An 18,303-nucleotide genomic window follows, 5' to 3' on the forward strand; every position below is an offset into this window, starting at 1 on the left:
TATGAACCTGATAAGAAGAGGGATAAGATTTATAAAATACAATGAACACAAGTCTCTGACTTTGCTGGCATGGATCTATTCCGCTGTTTTCCGGCTCCAGATCCTTTATATGGATACGAAAAGGCTGAAGTGCAGGTGGGGAGCGGAAGGAGAGGAATCGCCCAAAGAGGCGGATGTTCCCCAGTATCTATATGCAAAAAAAGTCTCCTATGCTGTGGATCAGGTGTGTCAAAAAACAAAATGGGAGAGTAAATGTCTGGTGCGGGCACTGACTGCTCAAAAGCTGCTGCGGAGGAAGAAAATTGCAACCACCCTTTATCTTGGCTGTGGGTTGGATGAGAATGGGAAAATGATAGCCCATGCCTGGCTGAGATGCGGAAAAATGTATGTGACAGGGGGGGATGGAAGGGATTATGCAATTGTGGATAAATTCCGTGCAGGAGGATGCGGAAGGGAGTAAACCATGCTGCGGAAGATAAAAAAATTTATAAGTGACTGGGAGAATCAGTCTTCTTACATAAAGTGGATCGTGAATTACACAAAACCATATATACCTCAGCTTTCGCTGGTCATGTTTTTAAATATTATGGTATCTCTGGCATCGATCGGACTGGCTTTGATCGGAAAGCGCATGGTGGATCAGGCAAGTGCAGGCAATACGGTAACAAAGGTCATTCTTCTCTATGTGCTGATCGTTCTGGTGAGTCAGGCCATGATGTGTATTGGAGCACTGTCTGCGGTTGTAATATATGAGAAATTCGCATTTGGAATAAGAAAACAGGTGTACAGAAGGATTTTAGATACAAACTGGCTGGATGTGACAAAATATCACACAGGCGATCTGATGACGCGTCTGACTACGGATGTGGGAATTGTGGCGGATGGTATTTCCGTGACCATTCCCTCAATCCTGCAGCTGGCAGTACAGCTTCTGGCTACTTTTTGTACTCTGGCGGTATTTGACTGGAAACTGGCGGTGTTTGCCCTGGCAATCGCACCGGCCGCAGCACTGAGCAGCATGTGGCTGGGAAGAATACTGAAAAAACTACAGATGAAAGTCCAGGAGACAGAGTCCAGATACCGGTCCTTTATCCAGGAGAGTCTGTCTAATATACTTATTGTGAAATCTTTCCGGACAGAGGACTATTCCGTGGAAAAGCTTACCAGGCTCCGTGATGAAAGGCTGTACTGGGTATTAAAGAAAAACAGAACCGGTCTGGCTGCCTCCACCATATTAAGCCTGGCATTTCAGTTTGGCTATGTAGCTGCATTTGCCTGGGGGGCTGTGAGTATATCAAGAAATACAATAACTTTTGGTACCATGACAGTATTTTTGACACTTGTGAACCGTATACAGTCTCCAATCGTGAATCTGGCCCAGTCCATTCCCAAGCTGGTATCCATGATCGCTTCCGCGGCAAGGATTATTGAGATCCAAAAGCTTCCGGAAGAAACAAGTCTGGAAGAAAATATCAGGGGAGACCAGGTAGGCGTCAGAGTAAACAAGATATCCTTTGGTTATGGGGAGGATTTAGTATTTGACCAGGCATCCATTGATTTTAAGCCGGGAGAATTCACTGCCATTGTAGGGGCCTCCGGGATTGGAAAAACCACCCTGGTAAGGCTGATCATGGCATTCACCAATAAAGCGGCAGGTACCATCGAATTTTATAATGTTCATGGAGACAGGGAGAAAGCCAATGCCAGTGCAAGAGATTTTATTTCCTATGTTCCCCAGGGAAATACATTATTCAGCGGTACCATCCGCGAAAATATCCGTATGGGACGGCTGGATGCAACGGAGGAGGAGATTATGGAGGCTTTAAAGGGGGCTTCCGCAGATGGATTTGTATCGGGGCTTCCCAAGGGGGTTGATACGGTGATCGGAGAAAAGGGGCACGGAATATCAGAAGGGCAGGCACAGCGTATCGCAATAGCCAGAGCGCTTGTGCGCAAGGCACCATTTCTTATTCTGGATGAGGCAACTTCTTCTTTGGATGAAGAGACAGAACTCAGGGTACTGGAAGGAATCAGAAGCTGGAATCCGGCACCCACCTGTTTGCTGATCACACACAGAAGGTCAGTACTGCAGTACTGTGACCGGGAAATCTGTATAGAGAATAAGAAATTGGGAGAAGTAGTCTGAGAACAGAAAGTAAAGGAAGGTTGGAAAAGAGATATGTATCGGATTTTGCTGGTGGATGATGACGCTGAGGTATTAGATGTGAACAGGAGATTTTTTGAAAAGAATAATTTTCAGGTGGAAATCTGTACAGATTCAACATCAGCAATGTTGTCAGTGAGAAGATTTAAGCCTGAATGTATTCTTCTTGATGTGATGATGCCAAAACTAAATGGTTACCAATTGTGCAGGCAGATGCGTAAGGTGACAGATGTACCGATTTTATTTTTATCCGGCAAAATTTCAGAGGAGGACAAGATCAGGGGCTTCCAGTGCGGAGCGGATGATTATATAGAAAAGCCTTATAGTCTGAAAGAAGTATATTTCCGTATTGTGGCAAATATACGAAGGCACCAGCAGCTTCTCAGGAAAAAGGATGAAAATATCATAGATGTTTTTCCTCTGTCCATTCATCTGGAAAACCATAAAGTGTTTTATTTGCAGGAAGAGATTCCCCTGACAAACAGGGAGTATGATTTACTGCTGTGTCTGGCAAAATGTCCTGATAAACCGCTTACATTTAGGGAAATCGGGATATATACATGGGGAAGTTACAGGGAGGAAGACAAAAAAACAGTTATGGTGAATGTGTCGAGACTGCGGAAAAAGATTGTGGATTATACGGGACGGAAGGATCTGATCGAAACCGTCTGGTCTAAAGGCTACCGGATAAATAGGAAATAGCTTTTGAATTTGGACAGGAAGGGGATTTTACTTATGGCATGTCAGAATGAGCTTATAACCATAGTGGTTCCGGTTTATAACGTAGAAAAATACCTTGACAGGTGTATCCGTTCTATCCAGGCACAGACCTACAAAAATCTGGAGATCATTTTGATAGATGACGGATCAGAGGATCAATGCGGGGAGATCTGTGATCAATATGCGGAATCGGATGAGCGGATAACTGTGATACACAAGGAAAACGGCGGGTTATCAAGCGCAAGAAATGCGGGAATAGACATAGCTGCAGGGCGCTATATTGGATTTGTAGACAGCGATGATTACATTCATCCGGATATGTACGGCATACTTTATGACAGTATGAAAAGGAATGATGCAGATATTGCTGTCTGCGGACACTATACGGAAAAAGAAGAAAAGCTTATACTGGAGGAGCCTATTATAGATGAGGAGGCAGTCTATACATCCGGGGAGGCTCTTGAACTTTTGGTCAGGGATAGGGATATGAAGAGTTATGCATGGGATAAGCTTTACAAAAGGGAATTATTCTCCGGTATCCGCTATCCTGCAGGGCGTAATTATGAAGATGTGGCAGCTACGTATCTGCTCTTTGACAGAGCAGAGAGGATATGCCGGATTCCCGAATATCTTTATTATTACCAGATAAGGGAGGACAGTATTTCTTACCATGTCTCTGAAGCAAAATGGCACAGAAACTGCCGGGACAGCTTGTGGGGACAGATGGAAAGAATTACTTATTTTCATCAGAAAGGGTATGCTGATCTGGAAATGATGTCACAGGCAGAAATGCTCCCCTATATTTTTTCATTTATCAGCGGCGGTTATGTACTGGAGGACCCGGAAGGCGTTAATACTGCAAAAAAATATCTGCTCAGTCATAAGAGGCGGTTGGATGAGAATCCTTATATCGGGAAAAAAGATAAGCAGCTGGTCCGTATTTATGCACTTCCTCATTTTATATTTGAAGGATATAAGGTGATAAAAAAGTGTACGGAAAAAATGCGTCCTGTTTTTGGAAAGGCAGCCGCAGTCTGCAGACGTGTCTGCCGCATGAGCAGACAGTTTGATTTTGAGTTGAAACCAGGTAAAACCACCAGGATTTTTTCCTTTGAGCTTCCTTGTTTCGACAATCTCGGAGATCATGCCATTGCTTATGCACAGGAGGTCTTTTTGTCAAAATTATCCGAAAAGTATCCTTTTTTGCAGGTTCATGTGATTGACGCATGGGATACTTCAGACGCAGTCTTTCAACTGGGAAGAGAAATACATAAAAACGACCTGATATTTTGTCAGGGGGGAGGCAATCTTGGAAATTTATATCCTTTTGCAGAGGTGTTCCGCAGAAAAGTAATGAAAAAATTTTATAAAAATTCAATCATCCTGTTTCCCCAGACAGTCTATTTTACAGAAGATGAGAAAGGGGAAAATGCCCGTTTGGTAAGCCGCAGGGTATATGACCGGTGCAGGAGACTTCTTCTGTTAGCCAGGGATTCCGTCTCATACGAGCAGATGAGGCAGAATTTTCGGTCTCCTGCTGTTAAAATGATCGATATTGTGGCTTCTCTTGATGCTTCCTTTTGTGTGTCAGAAAAAAGAGAGGGGATTCTTCTTTGTCTCCGTTCTGACGCGGAGAGTGCTTTGAATGCAGATGAAAAAAAGTATCTGCAGGCGTGTTGTGAGAAGGCAGCAGGAAAAATACATATTACTGATACAGTCATGGGAAAAGAGATCACAAGCAAAGAACGGGAAAACCAGCTGGTCAGGAAGTGGAGGCTTTTCGGAAGATCACGGCTGGCAGTTACGGACCGGCTCCATGGAATGATTTTTGCTGTCATCACGAAAACTCCGTGTATTGTCTTAGGCAATAATCATCACAAGGTGAAGGAGACATATAATACACTGAAATCGTGCGATTATCTGTATTATGCGGAAAATGCCCGCGCAGCAGGTGAAAAGATAAGAGAAGTATTAAAGAAAGAGCTGCCAAAGCATAAGACAGATTACAGCCCGGTATTTGAAAAGCTGGAAGAGATGATCATGCTGTATGTCGGTGAAGCACCTGCAAAAGGAGTACACAGAGTTGATTGGATCAATGATTATGAAATGGCTATAAAGCAAGTTCCAGGAGAGAGAGATGCGAAAAAAGTTTAGCGAGCCGGAGCTCAACGTTATAGAAGAACTTTCAGCAAAACTGTTGGTTGCAAATGAAAAACTGAGAAAATCAGAAGAGAAAAGGACAAAAATGCTGGAAAATATATCACATGATCTGAGAGCACCGCTTACAGCAATACGAAGCGCCGTGGATTATCTTCTGACCGTCAGCACAGAAGAGGAAACAGATAAAGACGAGCTGCGGCAAATCGGCAGCCTTCTTCATGAGCGGACGAAAATCCTGGAAAACCTGATCCAGGATTTATATTATCTTACCTGTCTGGATAATAAAGCGGAATCATTTGATATGTCTGACATTCCATTAGGCCAGTTTTTGGAGGAATATTTTTACATGGCAGAGATGGATGCAAGGTATGAGGATAAAAAACTGAATTTTGATGTCTCCCCATCTCTTACCTGTGTAGTGCGTATGGATAGCGGAAAAATGACAAGGGCGCTGGATAACCTTCTTATTAATGCTGCCAAGTATTCACCTGCCGGGGCATCTATTACATTGGGGGCCTTTATGACAAAAGCGAAGGAGGATGCCGGTGCCTGTGCTGCGATTTATATAAAAGATACCGGAATCGGAATGACAGGGGAAGATTTGGATAAGATTTTTGAACGGCTTTATATGGTGTCTGATGCAAGAACCCCATCCGGCACATCCGGAAGCGGGCTGGGACTTTCCATTGTAAAAAGTATTGTGGAAAAGCATGGAGGGAAAATCACATGTATGAGCGAATTGGAAAGGGGAAGTTGTTTTATGATATATCTTCCGGTGGTGAATGAATCCTGTAATGTCTGATCTCCCGGCGGAAGGATTATGAGGCACAGAAAAGATAAGGAATCATTGACATATGGGAGGCCATAGGTTAATATAACTATTAAAATGAAGTAGGAGGTGTGTGTTTGTCTATTGCGTCAAGTAAATAAATCGGAATGTATAACCAAATAGGCAGAAGGGTTGTTGTATGAATGACTCTTTTGTTGTTGTGCAGATTTATTTTGCTTACACGCAGCAAACCACACCAAAAGGAAAGTGAGGGCACAGCATGTTTTTTTGCTGTGCTTTTTTTCATATACTCATGGTTTTGTTTGCGTACTAATGTAAGCAAAAGGCCATGAGTTTTTTATGTAGAAAAGTCGTCTTTATGGCAGAACCTTCGGGACACTGCACAACCGGGAAGAATAAGGGCAAAGGCCTTAAAGATGAGAAAGGAAGATAAATATGAATGTGATAGAAGCAGAGGATTTAACAAAGGTTTACAGAAGGTATATAAAACCGGAGGGAATAAAGGGCAGTCTGAAAGGCCTGTTCCGAAGGGAATATGAAGAAAAGGCAGCAGTCAGCCATGTTGATTTATGTGTGGAGGAGGGTGAAGTTGTAGGTATGATAGGCCGGAACGGGGCAGGTAAGACGACCTTAGTAAAAATGCTCACAGGTATTATTGCGCCTACCAACGGTTCCATCCGTGTTTTGGGGTATTATCCAAACAAACTGGAGAAACGTTTCCGGCAGCAGTATGCCCTGGTGATGGGACAGAAGAGCCAGTTGTTTTTCGAGCTGACAGCAGGGGATACCCTTCATCTTTTTAAGGAGATGTACCATTTGTCGGAAAAGGAATATGAAAAGAACAGGGATTATTTTATAGAACTGTTCGGCATCAAAGACCTTATGGATGTGCAGGTAAGAACCCTGTCTTTGGGGGAGAGGATGAAGATGGAACTTCTCGCTGCTCTGCTCCACAATCCTAAAATCTTATTTCTGGATGAGCCTACCATAGGCCTGGATGCGGTGGCAGGCATGCAGATCCGGAAGTATCTGAAGGAAGTGAACCAGGAGAGAAAGACGACGATCCTCTTAACCTCCCATTACATGGAAGATATCAAATCCCTGTGTGGCCGTTCTGTTGTCATCAACCACGGAACAAAGGTATACGATGGCGGCACCGAACAGCTTTTTGAACATTATCAGAACAATAAAAAGATAACGCTGGTATTTGACAGTCTGACAGAGATTGAGATTCCGGAGGCATTTGCAGGGAAATGCAGGATTCTGGATGACAACGGTTATAAGAAAGTATATGAGATACCAAAAGAGGACTCCGGCGGGATCCTGGAATACTTTATGCGCTATAAGCCCAGAGATATCTCTCTGGATGAGGAGGAAATCGGCAAGGTTGTGGAAAGAATCTATTCAGATGTGAGGGTGAGGGCATGAAAAAATATCTGGAAGTCGCGAAGGTATACTTGAAGGTAAAACTTATGTGGAGGGCGGATCTGATATTCGGCTTTATTTCTATAGTAATGAAAATCATATTTGCTTCGCTGCTTTGGGGTGTGATATTCAGGGACAAGGAAACAGTAGCGGGATTTACGCAGAACAGTATGATGGCTTATTATCTGCTCAGTGCTTTTTTTACACAGATTGATATATCGGAAAAGATAAGCGGGGACATCACATTGGGGATAAGAAACGGGACTTTTACGAAATATATGGCAGTACCTATGGATACCGACAAATATTTTCTGGCTATGGAGGCAGGTTCCATATTGCCCCATATCGTGCTGGATGTTGCGGCAATCTTTCTGATCGGCCTGGTATTTGGGATAAAAATAGACATTACCTCTGATGTTGCTATCATTCTGTGCGCGTTGTTGATTGCTTTTCTGGGATTGCTTTTTATGGCGCAGCTCAGTTATTTTCTGGGGATCCTGACATTTCGGTTTGAGGAAATCTCAACATTTTTAATGATAAAGCAGAATATCATGGCTTTGATCACAGGCTCCATCATACCATTGGCACTCCTGCCGGAAATGGTGGTGAAATGTATGCAGATTCTTCCTTTTTATTATACAGCCTATCTGCCGTCTATGCTGCTGATTGGGAGAAATGGGGAGGAAGCCGTTGGAGGGGTGTTTGTTATGCTGGGATGGAATCTCGGTATCTGGCTTCTCTCAAGGAATGTTTATAGTAGATACAGGGTGAAATATGACGGGGCAGGAATATAGGAGGGGCAGTGATGAAAGATAATATAAGATTGGTAAAAGCGTTGGTAAAATTAAGATTTGAGAGAGTCATGATGTTTCGCCTTGGCTTTTTCGGGCCGTTTTTCGTGGATGGGAGTTTATTCGTGATACAGCTTCTGGTGTTTCAGGCCATTTACTCAAAGGTGGACAGAATCGGAAATTGGGGGCAGGGGGACATGATACTTTTTATCGGGACATTTTCCCTTATCAATGCTCTCAACATGAGTATTTACTTCTTCGGAGTCAACTCTATACCGGAAAAAATCAGGACAGGGGAGATTGACCTGTATCTGACAAAACCTGTGAGTCCGCTGCTCAGACTGACCTTTGAACAGGTGAATCCCGGGGCTTTGCCGCTTGTTATTTTCAGCATTGCAATCATTCTTTATGGGATAAATGCAGCGGGAGCGGACGTGACTATCAGCAGTGTATCGGGATATGCGGTGTCTGTGGGAATGATGACGGTTTTGTTTTATGAGCTGGAGGTGATCATACGGTCACTGGCATTTTTTACGGTGTCTTCAGATGGAGTCCTGCAGATAGAAATGAGTGGTCTGGATCTGTGTATGCAGATACCGGGGACCGTGTTTTACGGGGCATATAAATTTGTGTTTTATTATGTGCTGCCCTATGGTATCATCGCTACCTATCCGTCTCTGATTCTGTTGGGGAGGTTTTCGTGGAAGATGGCAGCACATGAGGGGATTGTGCTGGCATGTTTTACGATGGTGACGGTTGTGATGTGGAAAACGGGGTTGAGAAGGTATGACAGTGTGAGTTCCTGAGTCATTGAGCTCCTGTTGCACGAGCAGGAAAAATAAGCACAGACAGGCTTACATGCAGCGGCCAAAACAGGTATAATGTAAATATAAGAAGTATGGTAACTATTCAGCCTGCTGGTTAGTTACGGAGCATGTACATTATTTTTCAGAGGGAAGGCGGTAAATTTTTATGAAGAGCAAAATGCAAGAGGCGATCAAACTGCAGAGCCACCCCGTGGCAGTTCTGAAATCCCACGAAATGCCAAACGGTGCCATTCATTTTAAGGAGGGCGTATGGGGCTGTGCCATAGCCATGCTGTCGGCTGCGTCAAAGGGCAGGACTGCGGCGTTCTGCGAGGAAACAACCACCTGCCAGGGCGGTAAGGTCGGATTGGGCTTCAAAAGTTTTGAGCCGGGCACCATTGAATATTTTCTTTCCACCGGAGGTGTGGGACCAAAACCGGGCGAATTCTATAAAAAGAGTCCTGAACTGGCCAGAAAATATATAGAGAGCATCCCAAAAGTAAAAGCAAAAAGATATGTCATATTAAAACCACTCAGCGACCTTAAGGAGGACGAGAAGCCGGAGGCTGTTGTCTTCCTGGTAAATGCAGACCAGCTTTCCGCCCTTGCAACACTTGCCAACTATGACCGGCCAACCCAGGATAATGTACAGATTAAGTTCGGTGCAGGGTGTGCACAGGCGGTTCTCTACGCTCTGAGCGGTGAGGAGGAGGGGAATGGAAAATGTACCATTGGCCTCACTGACCCGTCGGCGCGCAAATGTGTCAGCAAAGAGCTGCTGACCTTCAGCATTCCGTATCACAGGTATCTGGAGATGGAGGAACAGGTGGAGGAGAGTTTCCTGACGAAGGAGACCTGGCTGCGCCTGTCAGAGAGGATATAAAAAATAACCGTTTATATAGAATACAGGAAAGGGAGAAAGGGATTAGTATAAAAGAGGGGCGTTCGGATGAACGTTCCTTTTTGTCGGATTTTTTCAGCAAACTCTACGGGTTTGTACAAGTATACTGCCCGACGGTCAGTTTTTTTGTATTGGATAAAAATCGAGTATATGATATAAGAGATAATATATTATCTAAAAAGACTAAAATAATTAAAAAATGGCTAATATAATATCTATAATAAATTATGTTTCGTAGTATCTGCAATTAAGATATGGTCAGGAGGCCGGAATGGAAAAGTTTGTATGGGAGACTGCAGAGGAAATTAATGAAAATTTAGCAAAACGTATAAGAAATATCAGAAGAAGACGCAGAATATCCCAGGAGCGTCTCAGTGAGATCAGTGGTGTAAGTTTGGGTTCTGTCAAAAGGTTTGAATCTACTGGCAATATATCGCTGCTCTCTCTTACCAGAATTTCTATAGCACTTGATCTGGCTGATGAGATAAGGAATATATTTGCGGAGGTCCCTTATCAAAGTATAGAGGAGGTTATTCATGACAGAAAATAAATGTTTGAAAGTTTGACCGCGGAGCGTCCAGAGTGCATATGTGTACTGCGGCAGCACTTTTAGAACCGGATTTTACGCAGCCCAGCCTGGACTATCACAGTCTGATGAAACTGACAAAAATAATTACCAGAGACAGCCCGGAAGATATAGAGAATATGTATCGCAGAATGTGCTTTAATGTATTTGCTCATAACCGGGATGACCATTCTAAGAATTTCACATATTTGTACGATGAGAATAAGGAAAAATGGTGTCTTAGCCCTGCATATGATCTGACTTACAGCAGTACCTATTATGGGGAACATACAACAACTGTTGATGGAAATGGATCAGATCCGGGTATGAAAGAATTGATAAAGGTAGGGACGAAAGCAGGAATGAGCAGGAATAAATGCAGAGAGCTTGCAGAAGAAATCCAGGAATGTGTGAATCAGATGCTTGGGAAATATAGAATATGATGCAGGGAAACATGGAAGTGTAGAGAGGTATGGCGGCAAGGCGCCATACCTCTCTTTGGATACTCTATATGTCAATATTTCCCATAAGTCTTAACCGCATCAAACATAGCAAGCACATTCTCATGCTTCACCCCATAATCAATGGTCGTATTCACATCAAAGATATATCCGCCGTCCGGAGCACAGACATCCAGAAGGCGTTTGACCGCGTCTGTCACCTGTTCCGGTGTTCCTGTCTCCAGGATTCTTCCGTCAAATCCGCCGGAGATACAGCAGTTCTTTCCGACGATCCGTTTTGCCTCCTTCATATCACAGTTTTCAAAGTGCACCAGGCACTTTCCGGCGGGAAGCTCTGACAAGAATTCAAGCCGGGAATCATATTTCCCTTCTGTGTAGACGTAGGGAATCTGTCCGGCAGCAGCCAGATCATTTACCAGAGCCTTTAAAGTCGGCCAGTAAAATTCTCTGTACTGCTCATTTCCCATAAAACCGTCAAGCCCTTTGTGCAGAGGAATGAAGACCACTTTTCCCTTGGAAGTTTCGGCCTGGGAAAGCGCTCCATATAAGGTGCCGGGGTAGAAGAAGTCAATGGCTTTATGGACATTCTCCGGCTGTTCGTACAGATCGGCCATGGTATCCAGCGTACCTCTGAGACAGTCGCTTAACATGTCAAAGGCACAGGTAGTGGTGGCTTTGAAAAAGAGGGGATAGCCGGCCTCCATCATTTCCGCGTCAAAGTTATGGGCCTCCCCGTAATACCGGGAGATCATTTTGGCGGCGTCCCCCAGTTTTATGAACATCTCAGCAATTTCCGGGTCTGCAAACTGCATCATTCCGGGGAGAGCGCCGTATCCCAGCATTCCGCCGAAGGACATCTTTGCCATGGGCTCCAGCAGTTTGAAATTCCTGGGAAGGTATTTCTTCATGATCCAGCCGGTCAGGTCTGTCAGAAGCTCTGAATATTCATCATCGCCCAGATACGCCTTCTCCACAAATTGATGGATGGAATTTTCGGTACAGACGCCGCCCTGCTGTCCGGCCCACTGCAGGAACGTGATTCCTGTCAGCTCAAAGCAGCGCCCGAGTCCGCAGAAAAACGGGGAGTAGCCATAGTTGGCATCCGGTTCGTAATCCTTCAGATATTGGCGGAGTGCGTTCTGCATGACCGCCGAATCATACATGGCCTCCGCCATGGTGTGGCCGGAATGAGTAACGGAATAGGTCTGGACAAAGGGTATTACAGGTACACGGTCAGGTTCCTTTACCGTAAGTGCCTCGTCGATTCGTTTCATTCTTTGCTGGTACTGTTCTGTAGTGCTCATATACAATCCTCCTTTGTATAGCACAATAATTGTTCATACTTTTATTGTATCACAAAAGAAAAGGATTGACTGCTTTATTTGTATTAAATAAATATTCAGAAAACATCTGCCGTATCATCACTGCCGATAAAATGATATACCGGTATTTTTCAATATTATACCGGAAGTTTACCAGCCGTTTTCAAGATATATATCGAAATCTTTCAATTGCCGTTCCTGCCCCGCGTATTTTTCCCTCCATTGTTTTGGGGAGTCCCCCATATATTTCTTGAAATTCCTGTTGAATGTAGATTCCGATGTGAAGCCGGATTTTGAGATGATCTCATGAATGGAGCAGTCTGTGCTGCGCATGGAGTCAGCGGCATTCAGGATTCTTATCTTATTGATATAGTCAAGAGCAGAGGTATTCATAAATGCCTTGAAAATTTTTCTGAAATACGTCTCACTGATGCTGCAGGCATCAGCCAGGTCCTGAATCCTGATTGGGGACTGATAATGGCTGCGGATGTAATCAAGTGCCGGTTTGATCTGGCTTACATTCTCCACATCCAAAGGCTTACTGCGGGATAAAAGCGCGTCATCCATCTCAGAAGATGTCAGCCGGGCAATCCTCATGAGCAGGGAAAATACCATGCCTTTTACGATATATGTATTGTATTCCTTCTGCACCAGCATTTCGTGGAGAATGATACGAAAGGCAGCGGCAATTTCCGGATATTCTTTTGCATGGATAAAATGCGCCTTCTGTGTGATCAGTTTTTTCATATAATTCAGTCTGGATTTATCATTTCCATAGACGGGTTCCAGACATTTGTCTATGTCTATGAAGAGGTATTCCCAGGTGATGATACTGCCGGGAATGCTGTCTGTGGAATGGGGATAATTGGGAGGGATTACGGAAATCATATGGGATTCGATTTTGAGGGCCTGATCGCCCAGCAGCAGATTTCCGTTCCCGTTATAACAGTAGCCGATTTCCATCAGATTATGAAAATGAAGGCATGCGGTCCGTGTCCCGACGCAGTTCAGCCAGTTGTTCCCGGTCAGAAAATATATGGGAAGCTGAGGCAGAGTGTCGTAATATCTGAATTCTACTTTTGGTTTTTGCGTATTGTCCATAATGTGCTTCTTTCTATTGATTTACAGATTCTATTAAACATGGCGTTCGTGATTCAAACGGTATTCAAGGGCTGTCATGCCTGTCACCTTCTTAAATTGTTTGGAAAAATAAGCAGGGTCTGAATAGCCCACATTTTCGCCAATGATATTTACATGGAGCTGTGTAGTGCCAAGCAGCTTCTGGGCCTCCTCAATGCGGATTCTTGTGAGAAGCTGAAGCGGAGTCAGCTGGTATTTTTTCTTTATGCAGCGCGTGATGTATGCCGGATGGAAAGAAAACTGCCGTGACAGTTCTGTCAGACTGAATGGCTGCCGGTAATTGGCACACAGATACTCATAAATCTCTTCTGCCAGTGTTTTCTCTCTTGGCTGGTCATTGCAGCTGCAGATGAGTGCCAGTATATTCATAAAGAGAATCTGGTATTCAATCTGGGATGATACAGAGTCAAAAAATAATTTTTGCTGATTGTATCTGTCAATTTTTACAAGGGAAATCTGGTCCAGATATCCCAGAAGCTTTTCTCTGTATCCCTCCGGAATCAATCCAAACTGCGGGAGAGAGACGTGGAACTGCTCTTTCTGGTAATATTTATTTTTGTTCATTTTGTCACTTAGATTGACAGCCGGGGCATCTGAGTAGGAAAAAGCTCCCTCTGTATAGAAATGCACCCAGGAAAAAACAGTATCTTCCGTGCAGTGACGGTATCCCATATGGGTTCGTTCCGGTACCAGAATCAGGAATTCTCCTTCCTGCACGGTAAACTGCTTCCCCTTCTCTTCCATATATAGAACACCTTCTCTTACATAGATCAAATCAAAGGTATTGTGGATCATTCGCCGTTCATGGCGGTCCCCCTTGCGGTAAATGGACATTCCGCCCACGATCAGATGCGGCAGAGGCGGACAGGTAAAGTGGATGTACATAGTGTTCATGACCTTTCGTTAAAATAAGGGTTTCTTCGCCCGTATGACAACATTTATTGTATGATTTTATCATTTGTTCCAGAGAAAAACAAGAAATAATCAATTTTGTTATATAAATCAGGTTTGTATTGTTATATAAAAGGTCATATTCTGCCATTTTCCTGTCGAAAATGTCATACTATAATAAGTCCATCAGCAAAAGCCAAGACGGAAAACAAAAAAGATAATATTTCAGGAGGTCAATTTATTATGGAGAAGTCACAGGCAAAATGGAAAACAATTTTAAAGAACTACAAGTTTTCCATCATTTTATTGATGGGTGTGGTAGTGGGAGCGCTGCTGGGCGTATTTCTTGGTGAGAAGGCAGGCGTTCTGCAGCCGCTGGCAGATATTTTTCTGAATATGGTATTCTGCCTGATCGTACCAGTAGTATTTGTCTCAATCGCAAATTCTATTGCAAACATGGGGAATCTGAAAAAGCTGGGAAAAGTCCTGGGAGTTTTCTTTGCAGTGGTAGTGGGAGGGGGAATCATCACTTCAGCCCTTGGCATTATCGCGGTTCAGATCTTTGATCCTGCCAAGGGTGTGAGTGTGGTCTTTGATGAGGCTGTGGATGCGGGAAACACTTCGCTGAATCTGGTAAATCTCTTCACTACCTCTGATTTTGTGGATCTGCTGTCTATCAACAACATGATGGCACTGATTGTATTTGCCATTCTTTTCGGTATTTCCGTTGCCTGTATTGGGGAGAAGGGGAAACCGGTGGTCACATTGTTTGAGGCGTTAAGCGAAGCCCTTGGTAAGATGGTTTCTATTGTAATGTTCTATGCTCCGGTGGGCATTGCCTGTTATTTTGCTACACTGATCGGAAAGACAGGCAGTCAGATCATCGGTTCCGTGGCGAGAATGTCAGTGATCTATGTGGGATTCTGTATTTTGTTTTTTGTGGCATTTGGAATCATTATGCCGTTTCTGGGAGGCGGGAAAGAAGGTCTCTGCAGATACTGGAAAGAAATCTGGCTTCCTGCCGCAACCGCAGCCGGTTCCTGCAGCAGTACAGCCTGTATTCCTCTGAATCTGTTGGCATCTAAGAAAATGGGAATCCCGGATGAGGTCAGCAGCCTTGTCATCCCCCTTGGGGCAAGCATGCACAAAAACGGTGTCATTGCAGTACAGATAGTAAAAATAGCGTTTCTTCTGGGTGTCTTCCATATGGAAATGGGACCGCAGGAGATGGTGAAAGCAGTTCTGGTGGCAGTTATCAGCGGCATCATTGTGGGAACCATACCGAGCGGCGGTTTCATCGGTGAAATGTTCATATGTACAGCATTTGGCTTCCCCACAACGGTCATTCCCGTTATTGTCATCATGGGGACCCTGACAGACCCGTTCTGTACCATGGTAAGTGTATCAGGGGACCCGGCCCTTGCCATGCTGGTGGCTAAAATTGTAGAAGGCAGAGACTGGGTGAAGGCAAAAGTGTTCACACCGGCAGAGGTATAAATTTCAGGAGGAAATATGACAGAGACAGAAATTGTAAAAAAAGATTTGGAAGAGATTTACATAGGGAATCTGAATACCGTGGACGCGGATCTGAAACTGCCTTTAAAGGGGAGAAACGGCTCTTCTTTTCAATGGGAGTCAAAGGAGATTCTCTTTATCAGCCATGACGGAAAAGTGACAAGGCCCACCTTTGGCGTCGGCAACAGAAAAGTGACCCTGCAGGTAGAAGCAAAATACCTGGGAAGCAGAGCAAGCCGGGTTTTTGAAGCCACTGTTCTGGAGGAACCCAGAAAAGTCCGGGTCAAAGAGATAAAAAAAGTGATTGTCCATGCAGAGCCGGGAAAAAGGGCAGAGCTGCCTCCCGTTGTCATTGTACTGGAGGAAAACGGGGATGCCGTCACACTTCCTGTTATGTGGGATGCGTACGAACCGAAAAAGGAAGAAGGAATCCTGTGCGTATGCGGCGCAGCGGAAGATACGGAGAAAAAAGCGCTGGCGGAAATCCACTATGAGAAGAAGAAAAGTATGGAAAATAAAGTCCGGGATAAAGAGGTTCTGGTTTCTTTTCCGGCAGGAAGTGTAACCTTAAAGCCGGGAAGTATGTTTTATGAAGCCCAGGAGAAGATGGCAGAATTCCTGAAGAAAACAGACGATGACCAGATGCTGTATAATTTCCGTGCGGCAGCCGGACTGGATACAAAGGGCGCCCAGCCCATGACCGGCTGGGACGCACCGGAGTGTAATCTGAAAGGGCATACCACAGGACATTATTTATCCGCGCTCGCCCTTTCCTACAGCGCTTCCGGGGATGAAGTGCTGAAAAAGAAAATGGATTACATGGTATCCGGCCTGTTCCACTGTCAGAAGGCGCTGGAAGAAAAGGGATGGCATAAGGGTTTCCTCAGCGCGTACGGGGAGGAGCAGTTCGACCTTCTGGAGGAATATACCACATATCCCACCATCTGGGCGCCGTACTATACTTTGGATAAGATCATGTCGGGTTTGTACGACTGCTGTACCCTTGGAGAAAATCATCAGGCGCTGGAGCTTCTGCAGCGTATGGGGGACTGGGTGTACGAAAGGCTTTCTGTTCTGACAAAGGAACAGCGTGACAGGATGTGGTCCATGTACATTGCAGGTGAATTCGGAGGAATGATCGGAATCCTGGTAAAATTGTATGAGAAAGCCGGGAAGGAACGTTATTACAGGGCAGCGGAATATTTCCGCAATGAGAAATTGTTCTATCCCATGGCGGAAAATGTGGATACGCTGAAGGATATGCATGCCAACCAGCATATTCCCCAGATCATCGGCGCGCTGGAAATGTATAAGGCTAAGGGTGAGAAGCGGTATCTGGACATTGCCCGGAACTTCTGGGATATGGTCACAAAAGGCCATGTCTACACCATCGGCGGGACCGGTGAGACAGAGATGTTCCATATGGCCGGTCATCTCACAGACTATCTCACAGACAAGTCTGCGGAGAGCTGTGCCAGCTACAATATGCTGAGACTGACCTCCGGGCTGTTTCGTATGAAGCCTGCGGGCAGCAGGATGGATTACTATGAGAATACTCTCTGCAATCATGTTCTTTCATCCATGAGCCATGCATACGACGGAGGAACCACCTATTTCATGCCCCTTCGTCCGGGCGGACAGAAGGAGTTTAGCACAGAGGAAAATACCTGCTGCCACGGAACAGGGCTGGAGAGCAGATTCCGGTATATGGAAGATATTTATATGGATAGTCAGGAGTCTGTGTATATCAATCTCTATATCCCGTCTGTTTTGAAAACAGATAAAATCCATATAGAACAGACAGAAGAAACCTGCGGAGTTATCCGCTTTACAGTCAGGATATATGGGGATAAAGAGGCAGCATTTCGTGTGCCCGGGTGGACAGATGGTTTTGAGATCCGGATAGGGGAAGAAATCTACAGGGAGGCGGCAGCGGACGGCTATATCCATATCAGAAGAAACTGGAATCAGGAAACGACCGTCATAGTCCGTGAAATCTATACCATGAGAGAAATCGTATCCCCGGACAACCGGAAGTTTAGAAGTCTGGCATACGGACCGTATATACTGGCAGAGGTTTCAGAGGAAGAGGCGTTCCGACCGCTGCCGGATCTGCAGAAAATGAGAAGGACGGAGAATGGAAAGTGTCTGGAGTTTACCGAGGGACAGCGCAGGTTTGTTCCTTTGGCTGAGATAGACCATGAAAAGTATCATGTGTATTTTATGAAATAATGAAACAGGTAAGAGATACAGGCCGCCGGGAGAGATTCCGGCGGTCTGTAATTTGTACACAGAAATGGCAGTACCTTTTTATGCAAAGTGTGCCGGCACAGACGTGATTCCGGAAAAATCGTCAGGTGTTTACAGATGGATCATTGGAACAGAAGAGTAAAATTACAAAATAATGGGGTAAATATACGAACAAATATTACAAATACAAACAAAACTTTCAAAATAAACTTGATAAATCATCCGTAATATGGTATTATAAATCCATAAAATAAGAACAAATGTTCTGTATTGCGAAAGAGGGGGATTTGATGTTACCGGAAGAGTTAAGGGAACTGGCTGCAAAAGTCCGGGCACAGAGGGCAGAGGCGCAGTTTCTGGAAGTGAAAGCTGCAAAAGACGGCTGTCCGAAAAGACTTTATG

At 44.6% G+C, this 18,303-nt stretch carries 16 protein-coding genes; 13 read left to right on the top strand and 3 right to left on the bottom strand.

What is annotated here, in order from left to right; translation table 11 throughout:
* Nucleotide 1: 1 nt before the first annotated feature.
* The 11 genes from V8Q34_RS26945 (at nt 2) to V8Q34_RS26995 (ending at nt 10,765) form a co-directional block, all read left to right on the top strand.
* Nucleotides 2-460: a lasso peptide biosynthesis B2 protein gene (locus V8Q34_RS26945; protein ID WP_103731888.1), complete on the top strand. Its 459-nt coding sequence runs from the start codon at nt 2-4 to the stop codon at nt 458-460.
* A gap of 3 nt (nt 461-463) precedes the next feature.
* Nucleotides 464-2,146, top strand: a complete 1,683-nt coding sequence (locus tag V8Q34_RS26950; protein ID WP_052098853.1) for an ABC transporter ATP-binding protein — start codon at nt 464-466, stop codon at nt 2,144-2,146.
* A 33-nt stretch (nt 2,147-2,179) separates the two neighbouring features.
* Complete coding sequence (locus tag V8Q34_RS26955) at nt 2,180-2,866, top strand: response regulator transcription factor (RefSeq protein WP_335836658.1); 687 nt, start codon at nt 2,180-2,182, stop codon at nt 2,864-2,866.
* 33 nt (nt 2,867-2,899) lie between these two features.
* Nucleotides 2,900-5,038, top strand: coding sequence for a glycosyltransferase (locus V8Q34_RS26960; RefSeq protein ID WP_335836659.1), 2,139 nt, complete (start codon nt 2,900-2,902; stop codon nt 5,036-5,038).
* A complete protein-coding gene (locus tag V8Q34_RS26965; RefSeq protein WP_033139350.1) occupies nt 5,022-5,846 on the top strand; it encodes an ATP-binding protein in 825 nt (274 codons plus the stop codon). Before V8Q34_RS26960 ends, V8Q34_RS26965 begins: the two co-directional genes overlap by 17 nt.
* Before the next feature lie 423 nt (nt 5,847-6,269).
* Nucleotides 6,270-7,262: an ABC transporter ATP-binding protein gene (locus V8Q34_RS26970; protein ID WP_335836660.1), complete on the top strand. Its 993-nt coding sequence runs from the start codon at nt 6,270-6,272 to the stop codon at nt 7,260-7,262.
* Entirely contained in the window at nt 7,259-8,053 is a 795-nt protein-coding gene (locus V8Q34_RS26975) for an ABC-2 family transporter protein (protein ID WP_033139352.1), read from the top strand. Before V8Q34_RS26970 ends, V8Q34_RS26975 begins: the two co-directional genes overlap by 4 nt.
* An 11-nt stretch (nt 8,054-8,064) precedes the next feature.
* Nucleotides 8,065-8,856 (top strand): ABC transporter permease, encoded by a 792-nt coding sequence (locus tag V8Q34_RS26980; RefSeq protein WP_033139353.1) that lies wholly within the window; start codon nt 8,065-8,067, stop codon nt 8,854-8,856.
* A 166-nt stretch (nt 8,857-9,022) separates the two neighbouring features.
* On the top strand, nt 9,023-9,739 hold the full coding sequence (locus V8Q34_RS26985; RefSeq protein WP_335836661.1) for a DUF169 domain-containing protein: 717 nt from the start codon (nt 9,023-9,025) through the stop codon (nt 9,737-9,739).
* Nucleotides 9,740-10,028: 289 nt separating this feature from the next.
* Entirely contained in the window at nt 10,029-10,307 is a 279-nt protein-coding gene (locus tag V8Q34_RS26990; RefSeq protein ID WP_033139356.1) for a hypothetical protein, read from the top strand.
* A gap of 38 nt (nt 10,308-10,345) precedes the next feature.
* Nucleotides 10,346-10,765, top strand: a complete 420-nt coding sequence (locus tag V8Q34_RS26995) for a HipA domain-containing protein (protein ID WP_442893857.1) — start codon at nt 10,346-10,348, stop codon at nt 10,763-10,765.
* Between the two features lie 71 nt (nt 10,766-10,836).
* Here the strand turns inward: V8Q34_RS26995 and V8Q34_RS27000 are convergent, their stop codons facing one another.
* The 3 genes from V8Q34_RS27000 to V8Q34_RS27010 form a co-directional block, all read right to left on the bottom strand.
* Entirely contained in the window at nt 10,837-12,087 is a 1,251-nt protein-coding gene (locus V8Q34_RS27000) for a uroporphyrinogen decarboxylase family protein (RefSeq protein ID WP_335836662.1), read from the bottom strand.
* Between the two features lie 168 nt (nt 12,088-12,255).
* Nucleotides 12,256-13,206: an AraC family transcriptional regulator gene (locus V8Q34_RS27005; protein ID WP_033139357.1), complete on the bottom strand. Its 951-nt coding sequence runs from the start codon at nt 13,204-13,206 to the stop codon at nt 12,256-12,258.
* 33 nt (nt 13,207-13,239) lie between these two features.
* On the bottom strand, nt 13,240-14,139 hold the full coding sequence (locus tag V8Q34_RS27010; RefSeq protein ID WP_227210401.1) for an AraC family transcriptional regulator: 900 nt from the start codon (nt 14,137-14,139) through the stop codon (nt 13,240-13,242).
* Nucleotides 14,140-14,379: 240 nt separating this feature from the next.
* Here V8Q34_RS27010 and V8Q34_RS27015 point away from each other — a divergent pair, with 240 nt between their 5' ends.
* Together V8Q34_RS27015 and V8Q34_RS27020 are read left to right on the top strand one after the other, a co-directional pair.
* Entirely contained in the window at nt 14,380-15,633 is a 1,254-nt protein-coding gene (locus tag V8Q34_RS27015; RefSeq protein WP_033139359.1) for a dicarboxylate/amino acid:cation symporter, read from the top strand.
* Nucleotides 15,634-15,648: 15 nt separating this feature from the next.
* Nucleotides 15,649-17,883: a beta-L-arabinofuranosidase domain-containing protein gene (locus V8Q34_RS27020; protein WP_335836663.1), complete on the top strand. Its 2,235-nt coding sequence runs from the start codon at nt 15,649-15,651 to the stop codon at nt 17,881-17,883.
* Nucleotides 17,884-18,303: the final 420 nt, after the last annotated feature.

Origin of the sequence: Blautia sp. JLR.GB0024 (assembly GCF_037000545.1) — a bacterium.
GTDB classification, from domain to species: Bacteria; Bacillota; Clostridia; order Lachnospirales; family Lachnospiraceae; genus Blautia; species Blautia celeris.

Bases quoted from the DNA above. Each gene is read 5' to 3' on its own strand.
- V8Q34_RS26945 (WP_103731888.1), top strand. From the start codon at position 2: ATGAACCTGATAAGAAGAGGGATAAGATTTATAAAATACAATGAACAC.
- V8Q34_RS26950 (WP_052098853.1), top strand. From the start codon at position 464: ATGCTGCGGAAGATAAAAAAATTTATAAGTGACTGGGAGAATCAGTCT.
- V8Q34_RS26955 (WP_335836658.1), top strand. From the start codon at position 2,180: ATGTATCGGATTTTGCTGGTGGATGATGACGCTGAGGTATTAGATGTG.
- V8Q34_RS26960 (WP_335836659.1), top strand. From the start codon at position 2,900: ATGGCATGTCAGAATGAGCTTATAACCATAGTGGTTCCGGTTTATAAC.
- V8Q34_RS26965 (WP_033139350.1), top strand. From the start codon at position 5,022: ATGCGAAAAAAGTTTAGCGAGCCGGAGCTCAACGTTATAGAAGAACTT.
- V8Q34_RS26970 (WP_335836660.1), top strand. From the start codon at position 6,270: ATGAATGTGATAGAAGCAGAGGATTTAACAAAGGTTTACAGAAGGTAT.
- V8Q34_RS26975 (WP_033139352.1), top strand. From the start codon at position 7,259: ATGAAAAAATATCTGGAAGTCGCGAAGGTATACTTGAAGGTAAAACTT.
- V8Q34_RS26980 (WP_033139353.1), top strand. From the start codon at position 8,065: ATGAAAGATAATATAAGATTGGTAAAAGCGTTGGTAAAATTAAGATTT.
- V8Q34_RS26985 (WP_335836661.1), top strand. From the start codon at position 9,023: ATGAAGAGCAAAATGCAAGAGGCGATCAAACTGCAGAGCCACCCCGTG.
- V8Q34_RS26990 (WP_033139356.1), top strand. From the start codon at position 10,029: ATGGAAAAGTTTGTATGGGAGACTGCAGAGGAAATTAATGAAAATTTA.
- V8Q34_RS26995 (WP_442893857.1), top strand. From the start codon at position 10,346: ATGTGTACTGCGGCAGCACTTTTAGAACCGGATTTTACGCAGCCCAGC.
- V8Q34_RS27000 (WP_335836662.1), bottom strand. From the start codon at position 12,087: ATGAGCACTACAGAACAGTACCAGCAAAGAATGAAACGAATCGACGAG.
- V8Q34_RS27005 (WP_033139357.1), bottom strand. From the start codon at position 13,206: ATGGACAATACGCAAAAACCAAAAGTAGAATTCAGATATTACGACACT.
- V8Q34_RS27010 (WP_227210401.1), bottom strand. From the start codon at position 14,139: ATGAACACTATGTACATCCACTTTACCTGTCCGCCTCTGCCGCATCTG.
- V8Q34_RS27015 (WP_033139359.1), top strand. From the start codon at position 14,380: ATGGAGAAGTCACAGGCAAAATGGAAAACAATTTTAAAGAACTACAAG.
- V8Q34_RS27020 (WP_335836663.1), top strand. From the start codon at position 15,649: ATGACAGAGACAGAAATTGTAAAAAAAGATTTGGAAGAGATTTACATA.